21 protein-coding genes are annotated in these 24,470 nt (G+C 23.3%); 8 read left to right on the top strand and 13 right to left on the bottom strand.

Annotated features, from left to right (window positions below; all coding sequences use genetic code 11):
* Positions 1-30 precede the first annotated feature (30 nt).
* Positions 31-1,176, top strand: coding sequence for a DUF763 domain-containing protein (locus T523_RS04885; protein ID WP_042707795.1), 1,146 nt, complete (start codon positions 31-33; stop codon positions 1,174-1,176).
* Positions 1,177-1,229: 53 nt separating this feature from the next.
* Here the strand turns inward: T523_RS04885 and T523_RS04880 are convergent, their stop codons facing one another.
* The gene (locus tag T523_RS04880) at positions 1,230-1,781 is read right to left on the bottom strand and encodes a tRNA (cytidine(56)-2'-O)-methyltransferase (protein ID WP_042707794.1); all 552 of its coding nucleotides are present in this window, start codon (positions 1,779-1,781) and stop codon (positions 1,230-1,232) included.
* Between the two features lie 429 nt (positions 1,782-2,210).
* Between T523_RS04880 and T523_RS04875 the strand changes: the two genes are divergently transcribed.
* Positions 2,211-2,828, top strand: coding sequence for a DUF2112 family protein (locus T523_RS04875; RefSeq protein ID WP_052334646.1), 618 nt, complete (start codon positions 2,211-2,213; stop codon positions 2,826-2,828).
* A 24-nt stretch (positions 2,829-2,852) separates the two neighbouring features.
* Here T523_RS04875 and cobS read toward each other — a convergent pair whose 3' ends face one another.
* Together cobS and T523_RS04865 are read right to left on the bottom strand one after the other, a co-directional pair.
* Entirely contained in the window at positions 2,853-3,719 is an 867-nt protein-coding gene (gene cobS / locus T523_RS04870; protein WP_084486435.1) for an adenosylcobinamide-GDP ribazoletransferase, read from the bottom strand.
* A 6-nt stretch (positions 3,720-3,725) separates the two neighbouring features.
* A complete protein-coding gene (locus T523_RS04865; RefSeq protein WP_156929593.1) occupies positions 3,726-4,880 on the bottom strand; it encodes a phosphatidylglycerophosphatase A in 1,155 nt (384 codons plus the stop codon).
* 488 nt (positions 4,881-5,368) lie between these two features.
* On the opposite strand from T523_RS04865, the gene larC reads away from it, so the two are divergent.
* Both larC and queC read left to right on the top strand, forming a co-directional pair.
* On the top strand, positions 5,369-6,595 hold the full coding sequence (gene larC, locus T523_RS04860) for a nickel pincer cofactor biosynthesis protein LarC (RefSeq protein ID WP_042707793.1): 1,227 nt from the start codon (positions 5,369-5,371) through the stop codon (positions 6,593-6,595).
* Between the two features lie 53 nt (positions 6,596-6,648).
* Positions 6,649-7,329: a 7-cyano-7-deazaguanine synthase QueC gene (gene queC, locus T523_RS04855; protein WP_042707791.1), complete on the top strand. Its 681-nt coding sequence runs from the start codon at positions 6,649-6,651 to the stop codon at positions 7,327-7,329.
* 367 nt (positions 7,330-7,696) lie between these two features.
* Here queC and T523_RS04850 read toward each other — a convergent pair whose 3' ends face one another.
* The 3 genes from T523_RS04850 to T523_RS04840 all read right to left on the bottom strand — a co-directional run bounded on the left by T523_RS04850 (position 7,697) and on the right by T523_RS04840 (position 12,193).
* Positions 7,697-8,494 (bottom strand): nitroreductase family protein, encoded by a 798-nt coding sequence (locus T523_RS04850; RefSeq protein ID WP_042707790.1) that lies wholly within the window; start codon positions 8,492-8,494, stop codon positions 7,697-7,699.
* 262 nt (positions 8,495-8,756) lie between these two features.
* Positions 8,757-10,466, bottom strand: coding sequence for a sodium-extruding oxaloacetate decarboxylase subunit alpha (gene oadA, locus T523_RS04845; RefSeq protein ID WP_042707789.1), 1,710 nt, complete (start codon positions 10,464-10,466; stop codon positions 8,757-8,759).
* 623 nt (positions 10,467-11,089) lie between these two features.
* Positions 11,090-12,193 carry an inositol-3-phosphate synthase gene (locus T523_RS04840; protein ID WP_042707788.1) on the bottom strand — a complete coding sequence of 368 codons (1,104 nt, stop codon included), beginning with the start codon at positions 12,191-12,193 and terminating at the stop codon, positions 11,090-11,092.
* Between the two features lie 287 nt (positions 12,194-12,480).
* Between T523_RS04840 and T523_RS04835 the strand changes: the two genes are divergently transcribed.
* The 4 genes from T523_RS04835 (at position 12,481) to T523_RS04820 (ending at position 17,008) form a co-directional block, all read left to right on the top strand.
* Complete coding sequence (locus T523_RS04835) at positions 12,481-13,815, top strand: glycosyltransferase (RefSeq protein WP_042707787.1); 1,335 nt, start codon at positions 12,481-12,483, stop codon at positions 13,813-13,815.
* Between the two features lie 205 nt (positions 13,816-14,020).
* Positions 14,021-14,542: a hypothetical protein gene (locus tag T523_RS04830; protein WP_042707786.1), complete on the top strand. Its 522-nt coding sequence runs from the start codon at positions 14,021-14,023 to the stop codon at positions 14,540-14,542.
* Positions 14,543-15,089: 547 nt separating this feature from the next.
* On the top strand, positions 15,090-15,560 hold the full coding sequence (locus T523_RS04825; RefSeq protein WP_042707785.1) for a MarR family winged helix-turn-helix transcriptional regulator: 471 nt from the start codon (positions 15,090-15,092) through the stop codon (positions 15,558-15,560).
* Between the two features lie 47 nt (positions 15,561-15,607).
* Positions 15,608-17,008 carry an MATE family efflux transporter gene (locus tag T523_RS04820; RefSeq protein ID WP_042707784.1) on the top strand — a complete coding sequence of 467 codons (1,401 nt, stop codon included), beginning with the start codon at positions 15,608-15,610 and terminating at the stop codon, positions 17,006-17,008.
* Between the two features lie 502 nt (positions 17,009-17,510).
* Here the strand turns inward: T523_RS04820 and T523_RS04815 are convergent.
* The 7 genes from T523_RS04815 to T523_RS04785 all read right to left on the bottom strand — a co-directional run bounded on the left by T523_RS04815 (position 17,511) and on the right by T523_RS04785 (position 24,382).
* Positions 17,511-17,714, bottom strand: a complete 204-nt coding sequence (locus T523_RS04815; RefSeq protein ID WP_042707783.1) for a histone family protein — start codon at positions 17,712-17,714, stop codon at positions 17,511-17,513.
* Between the two features lie 178 nt (positions 17,715-17,892).
* Positions 17,893-19,143, bottom strand: a complete 1,251-nt coding sequence (locus T523_RS04810; protein ID WP_042707782.1) for a tripartite tricarboxylate transporter permease — start codon at positions 19,141-19,143, stop codon at positions 17,893-17,895.
* Positions 19,144-19,542: 399 nt separating this feature from the next.
* Positions 19,543-20,319, bottom strand: coding sequence for a uridine phosphorylase (udp, locus tag T523_RS04805; RefSeq protein ID WP_042707781.1), 777 nt, complete (start codon positions 20,317-20,319; stop codon positions 19,543-19,545).
* 292 nt (positions 20,320-20,611) lie between these two features.
* A complete protein-coding gene (locus T523_RS04800) occupies positions 20,612-21,112 on the bottom strand; it encodes an acyltransferase (protein ID WP_042707780.1) in 501 nt (166 codons plus the stop codon).
* A gap of 10 nt (positions 21,113-21,122) precedes the next feature.
* Positions 21,123-22,061: a hypothetical protein gene (locus T523_RS04795; RefSeq protein ID WP_052334645.1), complete on the bottom strand. Its 939-nt coding sequence runs from the start codon at positions 22,059-22,061 to the stop codon at positions 21,123-21,125.
* Positions 22,062-22,282: 221 nt separating this feature from the next.
* A complete protein-coding gene (locus T523_RS04790; RefSeq protein ID WP_042707779.1) occupies positions 22,283-23,062 on the bottom strand; it encodes a SprT family zinc-dependent metalloprotease in 780 nt (259 codons plus the stop codon).
* A 132-nt stretch (positions 23,063-23,194) separates the two neighbouring features.
* Positions 23,195-24,382 carry a glycosyltransferase gene (locus T523_RS04785; RefSeq protein WP_042707778.1) on the bottom strand — a complete coding sequence of 396 codons (1,188 nt, stop codon included), beginning with the start codon at positions 24,380-24,382 and terminating at the stop codon, positions 23,195-23,197.
* Between the last annotated feature and the right edge of the window lie 88 nt (positions 24,383-24,470).

Raw genomic sequence — 24,470 nt, 5'->3', positions numbered from 1 at the left:
TTATATTATAATAATAGTGAATGATTAAATATGCAAAGAAAAGGAATTGCAAATTTACCAATGCATACTGGCCATACACCAAGATGGTTATGGGAAAGAATGGTAAAATTATCAAAAGCAATAAGTGAAGTTATTATAGATGAATATGGTCAAGTAGAATTACTTGAAAGAATATCTAATCCTTATTGGTTTCAGAGTTTTTCATGTGTAATTGGCTTTGATTGGCATTCTTCAGGTACTACAACTACAACATGTGGAGCATTAAGAGCTGCACTTAAACCAGAAGAACATGGAATTGCAGTACTTGGAGGTAAAGGGAAAAATTCACGTAAAACACCGGGACAAATAGAAAAAGAAGGAGATATTTTTAATATTAATTCTTCAAAAATTGATAATTTAGTAAAAAGTTCAAGATTATCTGCTAAAATTGATAACTCTTGTATTCAAGATAACTATACATTATACCAACATAATTTCTTTTTAACTGAAAAAGGAGAATGGGCAGTAGTACAACAAGGAATGAATACTGATACAAAATATGCAAGACGTTATCACTGGATGAGTGATGAATTTGATAAATTCCTTGAAGATCCACATACTGGAATAAGTTGTGATAAAAAAAGGAAAGAAACACTAAATATGGCATCAAAAGAAAGTAAAAATGTTCAAAAAATAAGTGTTGATTTAATAAATGATAATCCAGAACATCTAAGAAAATATTTTAGACCAAAAGATCCAAGTCAAACAACACTTTTTGATTTTATTGGAAAACAAGAAGATTTTAGTAATTTTAATAATCAAGAAGAATTCACATTACCTCAACACCATCCAATACTAAATATGGATTTATCAGACAGAGAATTTGAAGTTCTAAAAAAAGCATATGAAATTCAACCAGAAAAATATGAAGATTTAATAATGCTTAAAGGAATTGGTCCTAAGAAAATTAGAGCTCTTGCTTTAATAAGTGATATCATTTATGGTGAAAAAGCAAGCTGGAAAGACCCTGTAAAATATAGTTTTGCCCATGGTGGAAAAGATGGATTTCCTTATCCTGTTGATAGAAAAACTTATGATAATTCTATAAGAACCATTAAAGATGCAGTTTATCAAGCAAAATTAGATGAAAAAGATAAGATAAATGCAATAAAAAGATTAAATAAATATATGAATTAATAAGCAATATATATTAAAAAATAATTATAAAATAAGTAAAAAAAATAAAAAAATTAATTTTTATTTTCATCATGAATATTTACTTTTTTACCATGAAGTGTTGGAATAACTTCAAATACAGGATGATTGAAATCTATATCAAATTCTTTACCATCCATTAAAAGATGTTGAAATACTGCAAGAGCAGCAACCTCAGAATGAGGTTGAGTAGTTACTGAAACATTCCAAGTAGCATTTTTATATACTTTAGATGGTACCTTACTACCACCAACAATAATTAGAAGATCTCTATCTTCAGACTCTTTCCTTACTTCATCAATAATTTTATGGGCTTGTTCACCATACATAGTTAAATGAACAATCCGTCCACCGATATTTTGCCAATTTTTAATTAAACTTAAATAATTTTTAACATATTCAACTTTAAAGTCTCCACCCCAACGATCAACAATATCTTCAACATTAGCCATTAAATGAGTATCTTCTTCACCACTTAACCAAACTTTATCAGCACCAAAAGCCCTTGCTGTTAAACATACATGAGTAGTGATACGTGTATCCCTGCCAATCCTATGATCTAATCTTAAAACATGAATTCTTTTCATTAATAATCTCCTCATTATAAGATAAATAATAAATTATAATATTTTTAAAATCTGTTGAAAACTATTTTTTATAAAAATTTAAATTTATTTAATACTTGAAAATCAATTTTAAGAAAGTTTATTTATAAAAATTTTGATAATTTCAACAAAGCAATATTTTTAAAATATTAAATTTTAAAAAAACCTTTTTAAAAATATTATTTAATAATTGAAATAAAATAATAAAAATATGAAATTATTATTATATAAAATAACTTTAGGTTAATATATATATTTTAAAGTTTTTAAAAGTTTTTTATTAAATTTAAAATCATAATAGAAATAGATATATTAAAAAATAGATATAATTTAAAAAAATAATTTTTATAAGATTTTAAAGCTTTAAATAAGATTTACTAGAAATCAAAAAATATTATAAAAAGTGGTTATATGAAAGTAGCAGTATTTCCAGATAGTGCAATGATTATTATAAATCAAATAAATAAATCAAAACATGAGGTACTATCAAATTATGATAAATTATATCATGAAGATAAAGAAAAATTAAGTAAAAAAGGACAGGACTATGAAAATAATATAAATTCTAATATTGAGAATCTTAACTTAATAAAGGGAATAAAATATACTGGTATAGAAGCACCTTCAGCTGTACAAGGAAGAATGTCAATATTTGGACCTATAATTGAAGAAGCAGAAGCAGCGATAATACTTAGAAATGGAAAAAACCACTTATACAATGAATTAAATGAATTAATACTTTTTGGATCTAATGGATGTAATAATACCTTAAATATAATAATTTATCTTCTTAGAGAAAAAAATATACCTATTCTAGAATTAGAATATCCTGAAACTAGAAATGATATTATAAATCTCATAGGAGAAATCAATAATTTTCTTGATTATTTAACAGAATATGAATTAAATAGAACAAATAAAAAATATATTAAAAAATATAAGTTAGAAAATGAAGAAAATAAGGAAGATTATAAGGATGTAAATAAAATAATTAGAGACTCATTAAATCTTAATTTTAAATTTATTTAATCTTTTTAAGATAAGTAAAAAAAATTAAAATAATGGAATTGCAATTACAATAAATATTAAAGATAATAATCTTCCAATTTCATTAGAAGTTCCAAGAACATCTCCTGTTGCAACACCAAAATTCCTTTTTGCAATATATGATATTAAAGCACCAGCAATAATAGCTCCAATTAAACCAAATAGACCAACATATCCTAAAAAAATATATGCAATAATTCCTGATATTAAAACTGCAGTAATATAATTTGTTATAGGCATGTCTTCAACAAAATATTTACCAATACCATCTTCAGCAGGTTTTGATAAAATACAAGTTGTTAAAAGAGAAACTTTAGCAGACATCTCTCCAACAAGAATACCCCAAAGACAATTATAATCAATAAGATTAGTTAATACTGCAACAGTCATAACTGTAAAAATAACCATAGTAGAAATTCCAGCAGTACCAACCATAGAATCTCTCATAACATTAATTTTCTTTTTTGAATCCCCATGAACCATTATTCCATCAGAAAAGTCAAGAAGTCCATCTATATGATTATAACCCATAATTAAAAATATATAAGAAATTACAATTGTTGCTACAAGTAAATGTGACATATTAAAAAGTTTAAGTAAAATATAAGCAATTACTACACCACCTAAACCAATAAGAGCATTTAAAAGAGGCCATAACCATATAACACTTATTACAGCTTCAATTGATGTATATATTCCTAATGGAATTATTGTAGAAAATGTAACAAGACCAGCTAAAGAACGAAGAAATGATGTGTTTTTCTTATCATCTTCATAATAATCATCTCTGTTTTTACTTAAATCTTCTAAATTATCATGAATATCTTCTTTATCTGAAGTGTTTACTTTGTTATTATTTGATATTAAAATCACCCTTAACTAATTTTCTTCAAATATTTTACTCATACAACCAGCAATAAGTCCTCCAAATATATCATCTACCATTGGACCTAAATGAGAAAGTATTCCTGGTTTTTTCTCATCATAACGTTTAAAATTAAATCTTGCTTTAGTACCTGCTATTTGATTTGCTATTGCAAGTCCTAATACTTCATCAGTATAAAGATATGCAGGATCATCTTCAACATTAACTTCACGTATTAAATTGTTTGAAAAATCATATTCTACTCTTATTGCTGCAAGTAAAAGTGCAATAACATTGATATCTTCTAATGATTTATAAATTTGTATTTCTAATTTTTCTCTTAATTCATCTGTAACTTCAACGCCTTCAACAAGAGCCATACCTGCATCAACAAGATCACTGATTTGAATTCCTTCAGATACGAAAAAATCAAGAATACCGAAGCTTAATCCAGATTTTTTAAATGCTTCTTCAAGAGAAATAGATACTGCATCTTGAACTTTTATTATTAAATTTTCAATATCTAAATCATCATCTTCATATGGAATTGAAGTAATATCTATACCAAATTGTTTCTCATCATCACTTAAATCATTTTTAGGCATATTAGATGCAAGAACCATGAAATCATCAGTACCTATAATATTATCAATATGTAATGGTAAATTCAAAGAATCTAAAAATTTAACTCTTTCTTTTACTGCTTCAATATGTAATTTAATTAATAATTTTGGAGATAATACTTTATCAATAATAACAATTTGATTAAAATCAATTTTAGCCATTTCAAATCCTTTTTTAGAATTTGCAACCTTTAATGAATCATAATAATCTTCAATTTCAACATCATTACTTAAGATGGTTATAACTGAAATATCACCATATTTATTAAGAAAATACTTAAAATTATCAAGATTATGGAAAATATAGCTACCATTTAAATTATTATTTGCTAAATATTTTTCAACAGTTTCAAAAACTTTATCTGTATTTTTTAAACTTATTGCATTATTTGATAATACTAAAATATTTTCAACAATATCAATTCCATCACTTATATTAAAATCACTAAATGTTAAAAAGAAATTAGGATTATTTAAATTAATTCCATTTTTATCATGGTAAAGATTTACATCATCTGAAATAATATGTTTCTTATCAATTTTCATTTTACTACCTAAATATAAGTTGTTTTAAAGAAAAATTAAAATAAATTATTAAATCTTATTAAACTTGAAAATATTTAATATAAATAAAAAATAATTTTAAAATTTATAAGAATAATTTTTAATAATTAGTTTTATATGATTAATTAAAAATAAGATTTACTATAAAGTATAAAAACTAATACTAAAAAAATAATACTACTTTAGGATTTACTATAAAATATAAAAACAATACTATAACTAAATATAAACTTAATTAATAATAATTAAATCAGAACTTATTTAGAAAAATTATTAATTTTATATTAAAATAAAGCTTAACATAATATATAAAAAATCAGAATTTATTAATCTTATAACTAAAATAAAGCTCAACATACTATATAAAAAATCAGAATTTATTAATTTAATAATTAAAATAAAGCTTAATATACTATATAAAAATAAATTAAAAATTATAATTAATTTAAAAATAAATATGGGGAAAGGAAATGACTATAATAATAGATCCACAAAGTTCAGGAATATCTGGAAATATGTTTATTGGAGCACTTGTAGACTTAGGTGCTAATAAGGAAGATATAAAACGAATTACCGAAAAAGTAGCTGAAAACTTTGGTGGAGTAAACACAGAAATTACTAAAGTTAATAAAGCAGGAATAGAATCAAGTTTTTGTAATATAGAAATTTTAAACAAAAACCACCATAATAACCATGGAATATCCTATAAAGATTTAATTTCTAATATTAATAAATTAAATGGATTTTTAGATAAAGAAGTTCTTGAAAAGTCAAAAGAAGTATTTAAGATTATTGCTAAAGCAGAAAGTACTGTTCATGGAAAATCTCTTGATGAAATACATTTCCATGAAGTAGGTGCTGCAGATGCAGTTGCAGATGTTATAGGTACAATATATGGATTTTATCAACTTGAACTTAATAAAGAAAATGTAATTGGATTACCAATTTCAGTTGGTGGTGGAAGAGTAGAAACTGCACATGGTATAGTAAGTATACCTGCTCCAGCAACAGTTGAAATTTTAAAAGGTCTTAATTTTCAAGGAGGTCCTGTATCAAGTGAACTTGCAACTCCTACAGGTTGTGCATTATATAAAGTATTATGTGATGAATATCTTGAATACATGCCAAATATTAAAATTGAAAAAGTAGGATATGGTGCTGGTTCTAAAGACTTTAAACATCCAAATGTTTTAAGAATATTAAAAGGGAAAAATTCTAAAGAAAAAGGAGAAATCAAAGTTCTTGAAACTAATGTAGATCATTTAAGTGGTGAAGAACTAGGATATCTTTATGATAAATTATTAGATGCTGGTGCAAGAGATGTTATAATGATTCCAATATTTATGAAGAAAAATAGACCAGGACAACTTATTCAAGTAATTAGTCATGAAGAAAATATAGAAAATTTACTTAAAATAATGTTTAAAGAAACAGGAACTTTAGGAATTAGAATTTCACCTAAATTACATAGAGGAATAGCATCACGTGAATTTATTAAATTATCTATTGAAATAGATGGAAAAAAATATGAAATAACCTTTAAAATTGGTTATTATGATGGTGAAATAATATCAAAAAGAGCAGAATTTGAAGATACAAAAAGAATAGCAATAGAAACTGGATTGACTTTAGGTGAAATTAGAGAATTAAGTAATATTGAAATTAGAAAATATTTAAAAAATAAGAATAAATTATAAATATAAAAATACCTATTTAATTTAATAAATTAAAATAAAAAACAGATGATTATATGAAAGAAAAAGCAATAGCAGTCCTATCTGGAGGACTTGATTCAACAGTAGCAATGAGTTCTTATATAAATGATTATGATATTTATGCAATAACCTTTGATTATGGTCAAAAAGCAATAAAACAAGAAATTAATGCTGCAAAAAATATTTGTAAATATTATGAAATTCCACATATGGTAATTAATCTTAAATGGTTAGGTGAAATCAGCAATTCTGCACTTAATTCATCAAATAAAATACCTACACCAAGTAATGAAGATTTAGATAATATTAAAAAATCACAGGAAACTGCAGATGCAGTTTGGGTTCCTGGAAGAAATATAGTATTTACAGCAATAGCAACTTCCTTTGCAGAAAGTATTGGTGCAAGTAAAATAATTGTAGGTTGGGATTATGAAGAGGCAAATACATTCCCAGATAATTCTAAAGAATTCTTAGAAAGCTTTAATAATCTACTTAATATTGGTTCTCCAGATGATATAGAAGTTGTAGCACCTGCAATTAACCTTAATAAAGATGATATTGTAAAATTAGGTGCTAAAAATAATTGTCCAATGGAACTTAGTTATTCATGTTATACAGGTAATGATAAACATTGTGGAATCTGTGAATCTTGTATGAGACGTAAAAGAGGATTTAAAAAAGCAGGAATAAAAGATTTAACAGAATATGAACAATAAACAATTTAATTAAAAAATTAATTAAAATAAAACAAGATTTATAATTATAAAAATATAATTTATTTAAAAATTTAATTATTTTTTAATTTATTTAATTTAAATTAAAAAAAGAGTAAAATCTCTTTAAAATCTATTTTTTATTAAAATTTAGGGTTTGTTGAATTTCTATTTTTTATAAAAATTTAAAAATAATTAATGCTTGAAAATCAATTTTAAGAAAATTTATTCAAAAGATTTTTGAGAATTTCAACAAAGCCCGTTTAAAGTGTTTAAGACTAGAAATTAAAAATTTTACAAGATCTTAAAACTAAATAATACAAAGATTTTTACAAAATCTTAAAATAAATAATACAAAGATTAAAAAAAATTATTTAAAACTTACTTTAATTTTTTTATGAGGTATAGTTCTTTTAAAACTAATTCTAGGATGTCCTATAATATATGCAGAATACATATGTTTATCAGAATCAATTTCTGGGAAAAATTCCATAAGTTTATCATGATTTATTCTATCTGCTTTTGAAATAAATAATGAATAAAATCCACCTAAACCTAATGTATATCCTGCAAGTTCAACACGAGTACTTGCAATAATAGCATCCATTGGATCTTTTGCAAATGTCAAAATTAATTCTTTACCTTCCCATAAAAAAGGATTGTTCTTATAATTTTCAGGATGTTTAAGATAGTCCCCAAATTCTGCAATTCTAAAATATTTATCTTCTTCAACTTTAATAATACTATAAATATGATTTAAAAATTCATTTAAATTTTCTTTAATTACAACGAATTCTACATCTTGCATATTTTGAGCTGTAGGAGAATAATATGCTGCTTCAAATATTTTGTTATATTCTTCAGAACTAATTTCTTTTCTTTTTAAAAACCATCTACAAGATCTTCTTTGTTTAAGAAATTGAATATAATCATCATAAGTTATAGGAAGATTTCTTGGATTATATTCTTGTATTCTATCTTCTTGGTCTTGATAAATTTTTAATCGTATTGAACCAGTTTTACAAACAGCCATACATTGACCACAATCAAAACAATTTGATTCAACTTCAATAACATGATCTCCTTCCATCTTTAGAGCATCACGAATACATACAGTAATACATTTTCCACATGCAGAACAAGTTTCTTCATCAATAATTAAATGCATAAATTACACCTAAAAAATAAATATTTAAATTCTATTAATTAAAAGATAATAAAAAAATAAAAGATAAATTCTTATAAATATTTAATTAAAAGATTATAGAGCAAATATAATTTTAATTTAAAAATATATAATAATTAAATTCTAAATTTATATAAAATGCCCTAAAAATAAAGATATATAAAAAACAATTAAAATTAGAAAAATTAAATAGCCTAGAAAAAAATTAACTAAAAAATAATAAAAAAGATAAAATAATAGCTATTTAATCAATAACCATTATAGTATCTCCAGCTGAAACTGCATCTCCTTTTTCTACGAAAATTTCTTTTACAACACCATCTTTATCTGCTTGAATATCATTTTCCATTTTCATAGCTTCAAGAACAGCTACAGTAGAACCTTTAGTAACTTTATCTCCAACTTCAACTTTAATTTTTAAAACCATACCTTGCATTGGTGAAGTTATTCCACCTTCAACAGGAGTAAATGGTCCTTTTTCAGATTCTTCAACTTGAAGATATCCTGTTGGCATGATTTTAACATCAAAACTATCACCATCAACTTCAACATTATATTCAGTTGGAATAGCTAATTCATTATCAGACATGATTGATTTAGGTTTAAGTTCTTCCTCTTCAGCTTCACCACTTAAAAATTTAGCACCTACTTGTGGATATAAAGCAAGAGTTAAAATATCTTCTTCTTTTTTAATTAAACCTTCTTTTTCACCTAATTCTTTATAATGTTCATATTCAGGTTCAAGTAAATCTGCTGGTCTACAATCAATAGGTTTTTCATCACCTAATATTTTATGATAAAGTTTTTGATTAATTGGAGCAGGAGGACGTCCATACATTCCCCTCATATATTCTTTGATTTCATTAGTTACAGTTTTGTACCTTTTACTACCTAAAACATTCATTACAGATTGAATACCAATAATTTGACTTGTAGGTGTAACAAGTGGAGGGTATCCCATATCTTTCCTTGTTCTTGGCATTTCTTCTAATACATCTTGATACCTATCAAGTGCATTTTGCTCTTTTAATTGAGATACAAGATTAGATAACATTCCACCAGGAATTTGATATAATAATACATCAGTATCAACTTGTTCTGCAATAGGATCAAGAATTGATGCATATTTCTCTTTAATATCCATGAAATATTCTTTAATAGGTTTTAATGATTTTAAACTTAAACCAGTATCATATGGAGTACCTGCAAGAGCAGCTACAATACTTTCAGTTGGTGGTTGAGCAGTTCCCCAAGCAAGTGGTGAAATTGCAGTATCAAGAATATCAACACCTGCTTCACATGCAGCATAATATGTAATTGGTGCCATACCACTAGTACAATGACAATGTAAATCTACAAGTAAATCAGTTTCTTCTTTAAGTTTTGTAATAAGCTCATATGCATCTTGTGGAGTAATTAAACCAGCCATATCTTTAATACAGATAGAATCACAATCTAATGCTTCAATTTCTTTTGCAAATTCAACATAGGAATCGATTGTATGTACTGGACTTATAGTATAACTAATAGTACCTTGTACATGAGCACCTTGTGCTTTAGCTACTTTAATAGATTGTTCCATATTACGTACATCATTTAATGCATCAAAAATCCTAAATATATCTACACCATTTTCATAAGATTTTTCAACAAATGCAGTAACTATATCATCAGGATAATTTTTATAACCTAAAAGGTTTTGACCTCTTAAAAGCATTTGAATAGGTGTCCTTGTAGCTTTCTCTTTAATTTGTCTAAGTCTTTCCCAAGGATCTTCGTTTAAATAACGAATACAAGTATCAAATGTTGCTCCTCCCCATGCTTCTAAAGAAAAGTACCCAATTTTATCTAGTTCTTCTACAATAGGAATCATGTCCCTTGTTCTAATACGTGTAGCTAAAAGGGATTGGTGAGCATCTCTAAGAGCTGTTTCAGTAATTTTTGTAGTTTTCATAAAAATACACCTATCCTATTAAAACTTATAATGTAATTATATTAATAAATAAAAGAATATTATAAATAAAATTAATATTCCTTGAAAATATTCGAAATAAAAAAATTTACATTAAATAATTATATATAGGTTTTTATATAATTAATACTTATCTATTTTTAAGAATTTAATAAAAAAATCATAAAAATTAAAAAAATAAACTGCGTTTATACTAATTATATTCAGTAATAATTAATTTAAAATAAAAAAAATAAAATTTTATAAAACTAACTATTATAAAATCAAATATTTATTAAAAATTTATAAGTATTCATAATATAAATGAAAAATAAAAAATTAAAATAGATATAAAGATTAAATTAATTATAGTTTTAAAAATTAACTATTTTAAATAGAGTTTATATAAATTAAATATATATTATATTGAAACTTTAAATAGAGTTTTACTGAAATTCTCATAATTTTTAAAATTAATTTTAAACTGTTAAATATCATTTAAATTTTTATAAAAATAGTTTTCAAGAAGTTAAATATTTAAAAAATAAATAAAAACTCATTTTAAAAAATGCATGAAAATTAAAAAATATAAAGATAATAAAAATAGAAAAGAAAGAATATATAAATTATCTATCTAATTTTCCTTCAATGAAAAGATTTGAATTTTCAAATGCAGTATCATCATCATATTGTACAGGTGGATGTTTCATAAGATAAGAAGATATTGAAGTTAATTGTCCACCAATACCTCTTTTAAGTGCTAATTTTAATACACGTACTGCATCAATAACACAACCTGCAGAGTTTGGAGAATCTTCAACACTTAATCTAAGTTCAATATTCATTGGAACATCACCAAATTCTCTTCCTTCCATCCTTAAGAAACATATTTTATTATCTTTTTGCCATGGGACATAATCACTAGGACCTATATGAATATCATGAGGATCGAGTCTTTCTCCTGCAACAGATTGAACTGCTTCTGTTTTAGATACTCTTTTAGAAGAAAGTCTATCTCTGTTTAACATATTCATAAAATCAGTGTTTCCTCCAGTGTTAATTTGATAAGTTCTATCTAATTTTACACCACGATTTTTAAATAAATTAGTTAAAGTCCTATGAGTTATTGTTGCTCCAATTTGTGCTTTAATATCATCACCAATTGCAGGAATACCTTTTTCCCTAAATCTTGATTCCCATTCTGAATTACTTACAATAAATACAGGCATACAATTAATAAATCCAATACCTGCTTCTAAACATGCTTCAGCATAGAATTCAGTAGCTTTTTGAGATCCAACAGGAAGATAATTTAATAACATTTCTGCTCCACTATCTTTTAAGATTTTAACAACATCTTCAAGAGATGGTTCTTCTTCATCTGAAAGAACAAATGATAAATCATCCTCAAATTCAGACATATGTGGTGCAACACCATCTAAAACTTTACCCATAGAAACTTTTACATTAGATTTTGGAATATCTTTTTGGAAAATTTTAGTACAATTAGGTTTTGCAAAAATTGCTTCATCTACGGTCTTACCAACTTTTCTTGCATCTACATCAAAAGCTGCAACAACTTCAATATCAGAAGGTTTATAACCATCAATTTCCCAATGCATTAATCCTATTGAATCTTCCTCAGTTTTGTTTTCATAATAATGAATTCCTTGAATAAGAGAACTAGCACAATTACCAATTCCAACTATAGCTATTTTAATTTTAGACAAATATAACACCCTTTTTTTATTATAATAATAAAGAAAAATAAATTATTAAAAATAATAATATTTTCTTATATAAATTTTAAATTTAATAAATAAATTTATATTATAAATATATTGACAATCATATAATATAATAATTTCATTAATATATTAAGTTTTATAATCTTACTATTATTTAATATTACCTTAATTATTAAAACTTATATAATAATTTAGATGAAATATGAAATTAATTTATACAAAAATCTAAAATAAATAAGTTTTTTTAAAAAAATATAGGATTAAAGAAAATGAAAAATGTTCTATTTATTGCATTCTATTTTAATCAAGAAGATGAGATTGCTTCTAAAAGACTTAGAAGCCTTGTTAAATATTTACCAAAATATGGTTGGATACCAACAGTAATTGTACCTCATATTGATAATATAGATACAAGTAAAAATAAAACGGAATTTGGAAATATTGAAATTATAGAAACTGACTATGTAGATATGCTTGAACATTATACTAAAATTTTTAATAAAAATAAAAAACCAGAAAATATAGAAAAAACTAGAAATTCAAAAATTAATAAAAATAAAAAACCAGAAAATATAGAAAAAACTAGAAATTCAAAAAATAAAGAGAAATTAATTCATATTGCAGGAGAAATATTTGCATATCCTGATGGAATGAAATATTGGATAAAACCTTCAGTAAAAGAATGTGAAAAAATAATTAATAATAAGCATATTGATGCTATAATTTCATCATCATTTCCAGTAAGTACTCATATTATTGCTAAAACAATAAGTGATAAGTATAATATTCCTTGGATAGCAGATTTACGTGATTTATGGTGTGAAAATCCATATATTCATCATAATAGAATTAGGAATTATTTTGAAAAAAGACTTGAAAATAAAACATTTAAAAATGTAGATGCCTTAACAGTAACAAGTAATAAAACAAAAGATATCTTATCTAGGATACATCCTGATAAAGAGATCTATTCAATTGAAAATGGGTATGATAAAGAGTTTTATGAAAAATTAGATAGTAATTTTAAATATAATAAACATGAGAAGCTTAAAATTACTTATGCTGGAAGATTATATTTTGGTAAAAGAGATCCAAGTATTCTTTTTAAAGCAATTTCTGATTTAAGTAATGAAAATAAAATAGATAAAAACCTTTTAGAAATTAATTTTTATGGTGATAAGACAAATATTTGTGAATTTAGTAAAAAATATAATTTAGAAAATATTGTTAAAATACATGGATTTATTCCTCATGATAAGGTTTTATTAAAAGAAAAAGAAAGTGATATTCTCCTTTTATTATCATGGAACAATCCTAAAGAAAGTATTTTTATTCCAGGAAAAATATTTGAATACATTGGACTTAAAAAACCAGTATTATCTATTGGATATAAAGAAGGTTGTCTTAAAGATATAATAGATAAAACAAATATTGGTTATCATACAGACAATATCAATGAATGTAAAGAAATTATATTAAAATATTATAATGAATTTAGAAAAAATAAAAAAATAAAATATATGGCAAATAATAAAATCGAAAATTATACAACTGAAAAAATGACTAAAAATTTCACAAATATACTAAATAAAATTAGTAAATAATAAAACCAAAAATTATACAACTGAAAAAATGACTAAAAATTTCACAAAAATATTAAATAAAATTAGTAAATAATAAAAAACTTCTAAAAAGATATTCTAAAAATCAGTAAAAACTAAAAATATATATTTTAAAAATAACAAAATCAATTTAAGTATTATATAATTATAAACAAAATATACTTAAAAAAATATTAAATGTGTAACAATGGTAAAAGAAGAATTATATATCGCTGATGAGGATAAAGATGAACCTAAAAGCGAAAAATCAAAAAAAAGATCAAATAGATTATTTATTATATGTATTATAATAATCTTAATTGCACTTGGAATAAGTTATATTGCATTTGAACAAGAAGTAAATACCACAGTTACACTTTCTAAAAGTAATTTTGAACTTCCAAATGGTACACAAATAGAAACTGAGAATCAAACTAACCAATCTATTGTAACACTCAAAACCTATGATGGTGATGGAGAAATTACAATTATGGAAGGTAAAAAAGTTAATTATACTGACTTTGAGGATTACACTATTGAAGATTATTATGTTAAAAATATAAGTGGTGTAGAAGTTAGTATCTATGAACTTACAAATAATAATTATAATGATAAAAGTGAAGTAGATTATATATTTAATAAAAATGGAATTAAATATATGATTATTTCAACATCAAGCCCTTATTATGTTCAAGACATAATTAAAACATTAAAATTAAATGATAGATAAATCATTATCATTTAACTACTTTTTTTATATTTAAAATAATAATAATAATAATAATATTTTATTCTATTAAACATAGTTTATTTAAAAATTAACATTCTTGAAACCAATCTAATTTTATAATAAATTTTCTTAAATTTAATTTTCACGTATTAATACTTTTTAAATTATTATAAAAAATAGTTTTCAACAAATATTTTTTTTACTATTATAATAAATAGATTAAAAATTTTTTAATTTTAAAAATAAAATATAAGCTTTTATTGAAGTAAAAATTCAATATTCAATAGAAATATTTACTATTTATTCATCAAATACAATAAAAACATATATAAAAAGACATACTATTTTTATTAAATCTGAAAATAGATATAAAAATCAAATGTTGACATGACAATTGTTGCAAATGCAACAGTTTATATACTATTAAACCAATATATAAAAAACACATATTAACTCACTAAAAAACTTAAATTAAATATTTAATTTAAATAATTAATTTTTATATACTATCTAAGAAAATAATAAAAGCTTCAATGGAGAGTAAAATATGTCATTTGATAAGTTTAAAGAAGTTGATGCCTCAAAAGTCCCTCTTGGAACATATATCCAAATAATTTCAAAAGCTTATTCAAAATATTTAAATTATAAATTTAATGATATTGGATTAAACTCAACTCAAGTAAATATCTTATTTCAGATACATTTTAAATATAATCTAAATCAAGAAGAAATAGCTAAAAGATGTAATATTAATAAGGGAGCAGTAGCAAGATCCCTAAAAAAACTTGAAGATGAAGGTTATTTGATTCGAGAAGTTGATGAAGATAATAGGCGTCAAAATAAAATAAAATTAACTGAAAAAGGAGAAAAAAACTTTAAAAAAATAAAGGAAATCTCTTTAAATTATGAATCAAAAGTTTTAGAAAATTTAGATGATAAACAAATAAGAGAACTAAAAAAATTATTGAAAAGCATAGCCATTGAAACAAATAAAATAAAAGAAAATAGAAGTAAATAAAATATAATCTTAAATTAATTAAAAAAAAACATAAAGGAGGTTGTAAATTGGCTACAGAAAATGAAAAAAATAAAAATATTGACATTATCACTGGAGAACCTAAAAAAGCAATTAGAAAGTTAAGTTGGCCAATGATGGTTTCAATGTTACTTATTATGTTATATAATATAGCAGATAGTATTTGGGTTGCAGGATTAGGTTCTGATGCTCTTGCTGCAATTGGATTTATCACACCATTATTTATGATTTTAGTAGGTCTTGGAAATGGTCTTGGTGCTGGTGCAAATTCATTAATTGCAAGATATATTGGTGCAAATAACAGGACACAAGCAAATAACTCAGCATTACATGCAATAATTCTTTCAATAATTATTTCATTAATAGTTACTGTAATAATGGAAGTATTTATGAAACCAATACTTGTATTAATGGGTGCAGGAAGTTCAATAAATTATGGACTTGACTATGGATATATTATATTTGGAGCATTAATCATATTTGTATACTCTGGAGTAGCATCTGCAATATTTAGATCAGAAGGAGACATGAAAAGGTCAACTTATTCTATTGCAGTAACTTCAATTTTAAATATTATTTTAGATCCAATATTTATTTACATACTCCATATGGGAATAGCAGGTGCAGCATGGGCTACTGTAATTTCTGCAGCAATGTCTTGTATAATAATGTCTTATTGGTTCTGGGTTAAAAAAGATTTATATCTTGATTTAGATTTTAAAAACTTTAATTATCAGAATAAAATTGTAAAAGACACATTCCTTGTAGCAGTCCCATCTACACTTGAAACAGTAATATTTTCAATACTTGGAATAGCTATAAATTTAATGCTTTCAATAGTTGCAGGAACAGCACAAGTAGGAGTTTATACTGCTGCAATGAGAATTGTACAACTTGCAATGATACCACTTATGGGTATTGGAACAGCAGAAGTTACTGTATCAGGAGTAGCTTATGGTGCTCGTAGTTATAAAAATCTTAAAACATCACATAGTTATTCAATAAAACTAGGATTTTTATTATCAATTATTCTTGGAGCAATAATGGTAATTTTCTCAAAACAAATAGCATTATTATTCAGTTACACATCAGCAAGTGCATCACTTGCACCGAAAATAGCAACAGCTGTAAGTATATTAAGTCTTTTCGTACTTGCAGTTCCTCATGGAATCATGTCATCTATGATGTTCCAAGGTGTTGGTAAAGGAATAAATTCATTAATAATAACAATTCTCAGATCATTAATTCTTGAATCTGTATGTGCATATTTATTATGTTTCACATTTGGATTTGGATTAATTGGAATATATGCAGGTGTCGTTCTTGGTTGTTTCCTTGGAGGAACATTTGGTTATATCTGGGCAAAATTATTTATTAGAGATTATAAAGAAGAATTAGATAATAAATATGGAAACCAAAATCCAAATTAAAATAGTTAATTTAAATTAACTATTTTTAATTTTTATAAAAGATTTTCATAAAAAAATTATTAAAATAAAATTTACTTTATAATTATATTAAAAAAAGATTTTTAAAAAACATTAAATTTGAAAATTTTGTTTTTAAATTCTATATTAAATACCCTAATTTTTAAAATAAAATCTTAAATTAGATTTTTAAGTATTAAATACTATTATTTTTTATAAAAATAGTTATAATAAACTTTTAAATCTAAAAAAAATTATTATCCTGACGTTTTAATTACTTTTTTTAATTAAAATTATTGTTCTAAACTCATCTATTTTTCATAATTATACTTATTAATAAGCTTTTTTTAAAAGAGTAATATCTAAGAATATAAAATAATAATTTATTAAAAATAAGTATAATGTTTTAATATGTTTTTTCTTAAAAAAAATCAAGAATACAAAAATAGTTTTTAATAAGTATTTTTTAAAATAATAAAATAAGATAAATAGTATAATATTTATCTTATTCGTTTTTAATAGCTAATTCAATATCTTCAGCTTTTACAGTTTGTCTTTTAGCTAATTTAGCATATTCAATAGCTTTTTTAGCAATGTCTGCTGCTTCTTCTTCTAAATAATTAACTAATGCATCAGTAGCATCTGAACTTACTCTTTCAGCCCCAGATTCTTTAATAATCCTATTAATTGGAGCTTTTGCAATTCCCATGTTTTCACCTCAATTTGAATTTTTACAATTAAAAATATACATTTTTAAATTGTATATCCTTATTTTATTATTTATTATTAATAAATCTAATGTTTTTGAACTTTTTTTATATTATATCAGTTTATTATTTATAATTTGTTTAATTTCAATGAATTATTTCATCTTTTAAGAAATTAATTTAATAATACATATTAAAATAAATAATTATTGCAGGTACTATTAAAACACCCATTAAATGTGATTTACTTACTCCTTGAAAATGAGGTATTAACCCGAGTGCTGTAGAACTTATTAAAAGAATTGTAATATACCATAATGGTCCTTTATTAATTATAGTAAATATATAAACGATTATAATCATTATAAAAATAGCTATCTTTGATGTTTTCATATAATCAATTTTTTCAATAATATTTATGAATTTATCTCCAATTAAAATTGCAAAAATTAAAGATAATGAAACAGAAGTTAAAGATACCCCAATAAACATTATAAGAATATTTAATGTAAATTTTTTAATTATATATGAAATATAAATAGCAATACCACTTCTAGGATTTCCAATTAAATAAAGAGATATTAATGAAAAAAGACAATCTGAAGTGTTAATACCACTTATAACTGTTAAAAAATTACTTGCATCATCATCTTCATCAGAGGTATTAGAAATATCTTGAGCAATTATTCCACCTTGTGCAGGTCCAAAACTAGGTAAAAATCCAAGTATTGCCCCACTTATACCACCTAAAAATATATTTTTTAACTTCGTTTTATCTAAATCTACTTCAAAAAATTGATTTTGATGAGGTATAATTGAATCATCATTTAAACTAAATATTATTGTACTTATCCCAAATAATCCTGTAAATGTTGCCATTAAACTTAAATTTGAACTTAAAGGAGTCTCAAATACAGACCAACCAATTAATCCACTAAGTAAAAATAGAATTAATGACCATAATCTATTTTTATTATTATAATTTAATTTATAAATCAAAATTATTGATATTAGTATAAGAATTAACCATAAATAAGGTTTTGATATATTATGAAAATTAGGCAATATTAATATAAAAAGAGGTAATGTTATTATTGTAATAATTATTGCACCATAACCACCAATTGAAACAATTCTTATAGCTTCCTTCCCTCTTCCTTCAATTACCATCCTATGACCTGGAAGAATAGAAAGTGCAGTAGATTCTTCTGGAACACCTAAAAGTATTGATGGAATAAACTCAAGTAAAGCATGAGATATTGCAAGTGAAGCTAAAAATATACATATTGCTTCTGGGGAAATAAAATTTAAAAGATATGGTGATAATGTATAAATTATTGCTCCAGAAGTATTAACATGTATACCGGGAAAGAGTCCAGTAATACAACCTATTAATATTCCAAATATACATGCTATAATTAAATCTATCATAAAAATTAATTTTATAATAGATTTTATCTAATTTTATTAAATCATTTTTAAATTTTATTTAATTCTAAATTTTATTTAATTTTTAATATATTTTTTATTTTTTAGATTTTACTTTCCATAAAAACATGGTTAAATATAATTTTTAATAAAATCCTATAATTTTTAGAATAAAATTTCTTAAAATGGCTTTTTTGAAAATCCTCAAATTTTTTTGAATAAATTTTCTTAAAATTGATTTTCAAACATTAATTATTGTTTAAATTTTTATAAAAAATAGGAATTCAACCCCTTAAATTTAATTTTCAAATATTAATACTGTCTAAATTATAATATTTCAATAGACATCTAAAAATTTAAAAAAATAAGTAAAATTAAAAGTTAAATTTATAAAAAATAATTTTACATAGAATTATCTTTTTTAATTAAAATTTTAACTGCATCTATAGCTGTTTTAATTGAATTTTCAGTATCAAAATAAGTTTTATGATCTATATTATGTGTGTCTCTTTCTTGATTTAAAATAGCTAAAAGTATAGCACCAGTACGTATATGTAAAAATGATCCAAGAGTAAATAAAGTTGAACACTCCATTTCAGAACTTAAAACTCCTAATTTTTTCCATGCTTCCCATTTCATTTTAAGTTCTTCACTTATGGGCATCCTGTCTGGATTATGTTGTCCATAAAAAGAGTCTTTACTTTGAATAATCCCAACATGATACTCATTATTTAAATTATTACTTGCTTCTACAAGTGCATTTATAATGTCAATATCTGCAACAGCAGGAAATTCAATAGGTGCATATTCTTTACTAGTACCATCCATTCTTATTGCTGCTTGTGGGATTATTAAATCACCTGTTTTTACATTAAGATCTATTCCACCACAAGTTCCGACACGTATAATTGTTTTTGCACCACAAGCTACTAATTCTTCAATTGCTATTGCTGTAGATGGTCCACCAATACCAGTTGAACATACACTAACTTTTGTATCATTAATAAATCCAGTGTATGTAATATACTCTCTATTATTTGCAATTAATTTAGGATTATCAAAATATTTAGCTATTTTTTTAGATCTTTGTGGATCTCCAGGAATAAGAACATATTCTCCAATTTCTCCAGGTTTTACTTGTATATGATACATCCTACCTTCTTTATCTCTTAAATCCATCTTTTTCACCTTTATATGAATTTAAGTTTTTAATTTATTAAATTTATAATTTACTTATAAAATTGATTAAAATAATATAAAAATCAGCCTAAAAATAATAAAAATATTAAAATTATAATTTACTTATAAAATTGATTAAAATAATATAAAAATCAGCCTAAAAATAATAAAAATATTAAAATTATAATTTACTTATAAAATTGATTAAAATTAATGAAAAATATTTATAAAATATATAAAAATTAGTCTAAAAAATAATAAAAAAATATTAAATTTTAAGAATGGATTAAAATTAATGAAATTTTCCTTCTTTTTTTAATTTTTCATAATGATTTATATCTCTATATTTAAATGTTTTAGCAGGATGTCCTCCTGCAATTCCATACTTTGGAATATTACTTACAACAACACTTCCTGCTTGTATAATTGCACCTTCACCTATATGTACTCCACCTAAAATTATTACTCTATTTCCAATCCATACATTATCTTCAATTTCAACTTCTTTACTTATAACAGTATCATCATAAGGTATTGCTTTTCCTTCATAATTATGAAAATCTGTTATAATCATACATTCTATACCAGAATGAAAATTAGAACCAATAGATACTTTCCCTTTTCCTTGTATTAACATACCATTAAAATTAACATTATCTTTAAGTATTGTATTTTGATTTACAATACTTTTATTATTAACTTTAAGGTTTTTACCATAAGATTTGCAAGTGTTCTTTACATCATTTGTGTATTTTTTTTGTTTAAATTTTTGAATTTTATTTAAAAATCCCATAATCCTGCCCCTAATTTGAACATTTTGTAGAATATTGTGTTAAAAGTATTGCACATTTATGTACAGTGTTTAAATCCACTTTTTTAGGTGCTCTTACTATTTTATTTAATAACTCATCTATAAAGAAATCTTCATCAATAATTGGATTATTTAATACTGCAACATCAAGATTTACAAATCCTACATAAGGATGAATTGGACATTTAAGGCCATTTTCAATTAGAAAATCTTCAAGTTCATAAGCTAATTTAATTGTTTTTTGTTTTATACGATTATTATGTTCGAATTTATATTTTTGTTCTGGATTAATTAATCTAGAAGTAATTGGATTGTCATCAGGAATTAATCTTTTATCACTATCATTACCAAGAAGAGATATTAATTCTTGTGTTTCATTCTCTTGTTTTATTCTATCTTTATCTTCTTTATCATTGAATTTTTGAGTTAAAATTGTATAAATTCCTGTTGGACCAATTACAACATGATTTATACCATCACTTGCTCCAGGTACTTTCACATAGTATAAAATATAATAATTTTCTGGAAGAGTTAATAATTTAGAACGTATAATTCTTCCTCTTACCTCTTTTTCACCATAATTTTTACTTTTGTATAATCCAACTGCTGATATAATAACACCAATTATTACAAAAACAAGACTATAAGATCTTTTAGAACGTATAGTGTCAAATAATCCAAGACCTATTATAAGTATACCTACACCTAAATATAAATAAGAATAAGGCTCATTACTTTCATTTGGATTAGGTACAAGATTTTGTTTTTTAATATTATCTAAATCTTCTAATGTGTTTTCTGGATTTAAGATTTTACTATCCTCATATTTTGGTTTAAAATTTTTACCTCTTATCTCTTCAAATTGTGAATTAGTTTTATCTAAAAATTTTGTTCTAAAATTAGTTTTATGATCTTTTAAAGGAAAATCCACTATTTTAGATACATTAACATCACCATTTAATGTATTAGAACTATCATTAAAATTAGATATATTAATAAAACCAGATTGAGTATTTTCAAAATTTATCTTATTATAATTATCAGTATTTGTATTAATTTTAATATTTTGGTTTAAATTAATTGTATTACTTGTATTATTGTTATTTTTATCATTAACTAGATTATAATCTTCTATTTTATAATTTTGTAAATTTAAGTTTTTTTTTCCAAAATTAGATTTTGTGAATTATAAATATCCATCATTTTTTCTTTAAATGATTCAATAATATAATCTTTTAATATATCATAATTTAATGAATCTTCCCTAGTTTTTAGTATAGTATCAGAATTATTATTAATATTATAATAATCATCTAATGTGTTATTTTCAGAGATTATATCATTATCTTTCTCTTTTATGTAATCGTTTATTGGTTCTTCTATGTATGTTTTTTCAGTGTGTTCTGGATAAATTTCTTCATTAGAATCAATAAATTCTGTTTTATCAAATTCTTCTAAACCTAAATCAGAATTATCATAATAATAATCATAATCTACATATCCATTATTATCTTCATCATGTGAATGATCTACATAGATATAACCATCATCATAATCATCAATTGGAGCTTCATTATTTTCTATTGGAATTTCTTCTGATACAGATTCATTTGTATTAATATTGAGAGTCTTATTTAAATAATCTTCTACATATCTAAGTTGTCCACCACAACTACTACATTCATAATCATTTATATTTTCATTATTGTTTATTTTAAATTTTAATCCACAACTAGTACATTGAACTATATGATATGATTTTTCAAAATCTGATGTATTAAACTTTTGAATACTTTCATTAGAATCTACTGAATCATACATATCATCATATTCTAAGTTTCCAGCACATACAGAACATTCATAAGTATTAATATCCTCATCATCATCAATTTGAAAATTAGCTCCACAATTTTTACAAACTACAACTCTCATATTGTCCACATTTTTTATTTTTTTAAATAAATTGAATTTTTCCAATAAATATATAATTTATATATTAATTTTAATATATTATCTATTTTTATTTTTAATAATAAGTATTTTTTTAAAAATTTTAGATTTTATTCAATTTTTAATATTTTCATTTATTATATTCCCATATATTTTAATAATTTTACTTACTATATTATCCCAATTATATTCTTTTTCTATTAATTTTCTCCCATTTTCTCCATAAGTTTCCATTAATTTTTTATTATTTAATAGTTTATTCATTGCATTTGATAATGATTTAATATCATATTTACAACTTAAACCACAATTATTATTTACCCAAGTAGAAATATGATTACATTCAGTTAAAATTAATGGTTTACTTGTAGCCATTGCTTCAAGACCACTTGTTGTAAATGATTCATATTGTGAAGGCATAATAAAAGCATCACAATCAACTAATGCTTCTAATTTATCTTTTTTATATAATGGTCCTGTAAGAATTATATTCTCTTCTAAATTATATTCCTTAATTAATTTTCTTATATTACCTTCAAAACCATTATCTGGACCTATTATTGCAAGTTTAACTTTTAAATTAGTATTTTTTAAAAAGTCATTAAATGCTTTTATTAATAAATCTAGACCTTTAATTTTATTTAATCTACCAATAAAAATTAATAATTTCTCATCATTTATATCATATTTCTTTTTAAAGTTATTTTTTTTAGGAAGATGATTATATTCCTCTAAATTTATCCCTAAAGGAACTATTTCAATATTTTCTTTTTTAATTCCCATTTTTAAATATTGATCTCTTTCAATTGGTGTAAGAGCAAATGCTTTTGATGCATCATGAAGTATATTAAAACCCCATAATCTATCAAAAATATTCTTTATTGATTGTTTCTGAAAAAAAGGAAGTACTGAACCATGAGATTGAATAATATATGGAATATTATATTTCATAGCATATTTATGTGTTAAAATAGCTAAAGAATGTCTATGCTCATGAATATGAATAATATCAAAATTTTTAATATTTTCTTTCAAATGTTTTTTTAATCCACGAGGAGTATCTATTGTAAATTTATTTTTAACTGAATTTGAAATATTTTTAAAGTAATATACACATATCCCATCTTGATTTACATTATAATTATTTTCAAATTTAAGACGATTTATACAAGTATCTGTAGTATACACTGTAACATTATGTCCAAGTTCTACTTGTTTTTTAGCTATTTGATATGAAGCATTTACAACACCACCTGCAGCAAGACATGGTACAAATGATGGAACTACATGTAAAATATTCATTTTCTTTACTTCCTTACTAAATTATTGTTTATATTTTTATATAGCTGATTTCTTTTATTAAATCTAATTTTATATAATGTATCTTTTT

The organism is Methanobrevibacter wolinii SH, assembly GCF_000621965.1.
GTDB classification, from domain to species: domain Archaea; phylum Methanobacteriota; class Methanobacteria; order Methanobacteriales; family Methanobacteriaceae; genus Methanarmilla; species Methanarmilla wolinii.
The sequence above is the reverse complement of the archived record's forward strand: the minus strand, read 5'-3'. Positions and strand labels throughout refer to the sequence as shown.

Excerpts from the sequence above, each read along its gene's own strand:
- T523_RS04850 (WP_042707790.1), bottom strand. The coding sequence starts at position 8,494 with ATGCATTTAATTATTGATGAAGAAACTTGTTCTGCATGTGGAAAATGT.
- T523_RS04835 (WP_042707787.1), top strand. The coding sequence starts at position 12,481 with ATGAAAAATGTTCTATTTATTGCATTCTATTTTAATCAAGAAGATGAG.
- T523_RS04825 (WP_042707785.1), top strand. The coding sequence starts at position 15,090 with ATGTCATTTGATAAGTTTAAAGAAGTTGATGCCTCAAAAGTCCCTCTT.
- T523_RS04830 (WP_042707786.1), top strand. The coding sequence starts at position 14,021 with ATGGTAAAAGAAGAATTATATATCGCTGATGAGGATAAAGATGAACCT.
- T523_RS04815 (WP_042707783.1), bottom strand. The coding sequence starts at position 17,714 with ATGGGAATTGCAAAAGCTCCAATTAATAGGATTATTAAAGAATCTGGG.
- T523_RS04875 (WP_052334646.1), top strand. The coding sequence starts at position 2,211 with ATGAAAGTAGCAGTATTTCCAGATAGTGCAATGATTATTATAAATCAA.
- oadA (WP_042707789.1), bottom strand. The coding sequence starts at position 10,466 with ATGAAAACTACAAAAATTACTGAAACAGCTCTTAGAGATGCTCACCAA.
- T523_RS04790 (WP_042707779.1), bottom strand. The coding sequence starts at position 23,062 with ATGAGAGTTGTAGTTTGTAAAAATTGTGGAGCTAATTTTCAAATTGAT.
- larC (WP_042707793.1), top strand. The coding sequence starts at position 5,369 with ATGACTATAATAATAGATCCACAAAGTTCAGGAATATCTGGAAATATG.
- T523_RS04885 (WP_042707795.1), top strand. The coding sequence starts at position 31 with ATGCAAAGAAAAGGAATTGCAAATTTACCAATGCATACTGGCCATACA.
- T523_RS04785 (WP_042707778.1), bottom strand. The coding sequence starts at position 24,382 with ATGAATATTTTACATGTAGTTCCATCATTTGTACCATGTCTTGCTGCA.
- queC (WP_042707791.1), top strand. The coding sequence starts at position 6,649 with ATGAAAGAAAAAGCAATAGCAGTCCTATCTGGAGGACTTGATTCAACA.
- T523_RS04880 (WP_042707794.1), bottom strand. The coding sequence starts at position 1,781 with ATGAAAAGAATTCATGTTTTAAGATTAGATCATAGGATTGGCAGGGAT.
- udp (WP_042707781.1), bottom strand. The coding sequence starts at position 20,319 with ATGGATTTAAGAGATAAAGAAGGTAGGATGTATCATATACAAGTAAAA.
- T523_RS04810 (WP_042707782.1), bottom strand. The coding sequence starts at position 19,143 with ATGATAGATTTAATTATAGCATGTATATTTGGAATATTAATAGGTTGT.
- T523_RS04865 (WP_156929593.1), bottom strand. The coding sequence starts at position 4,880 with ATGAAAATTGATAAGAAACATATTATTTCAGATGATGTAAATCTTTAC.
- T523_RS04800 (WP_042707780.1), bottom strand. The coding sequence starts at position 21,112 with ATGGGATTTTTAAATAAAATTCAAAAATTTAAACAAAAAAAATACACA.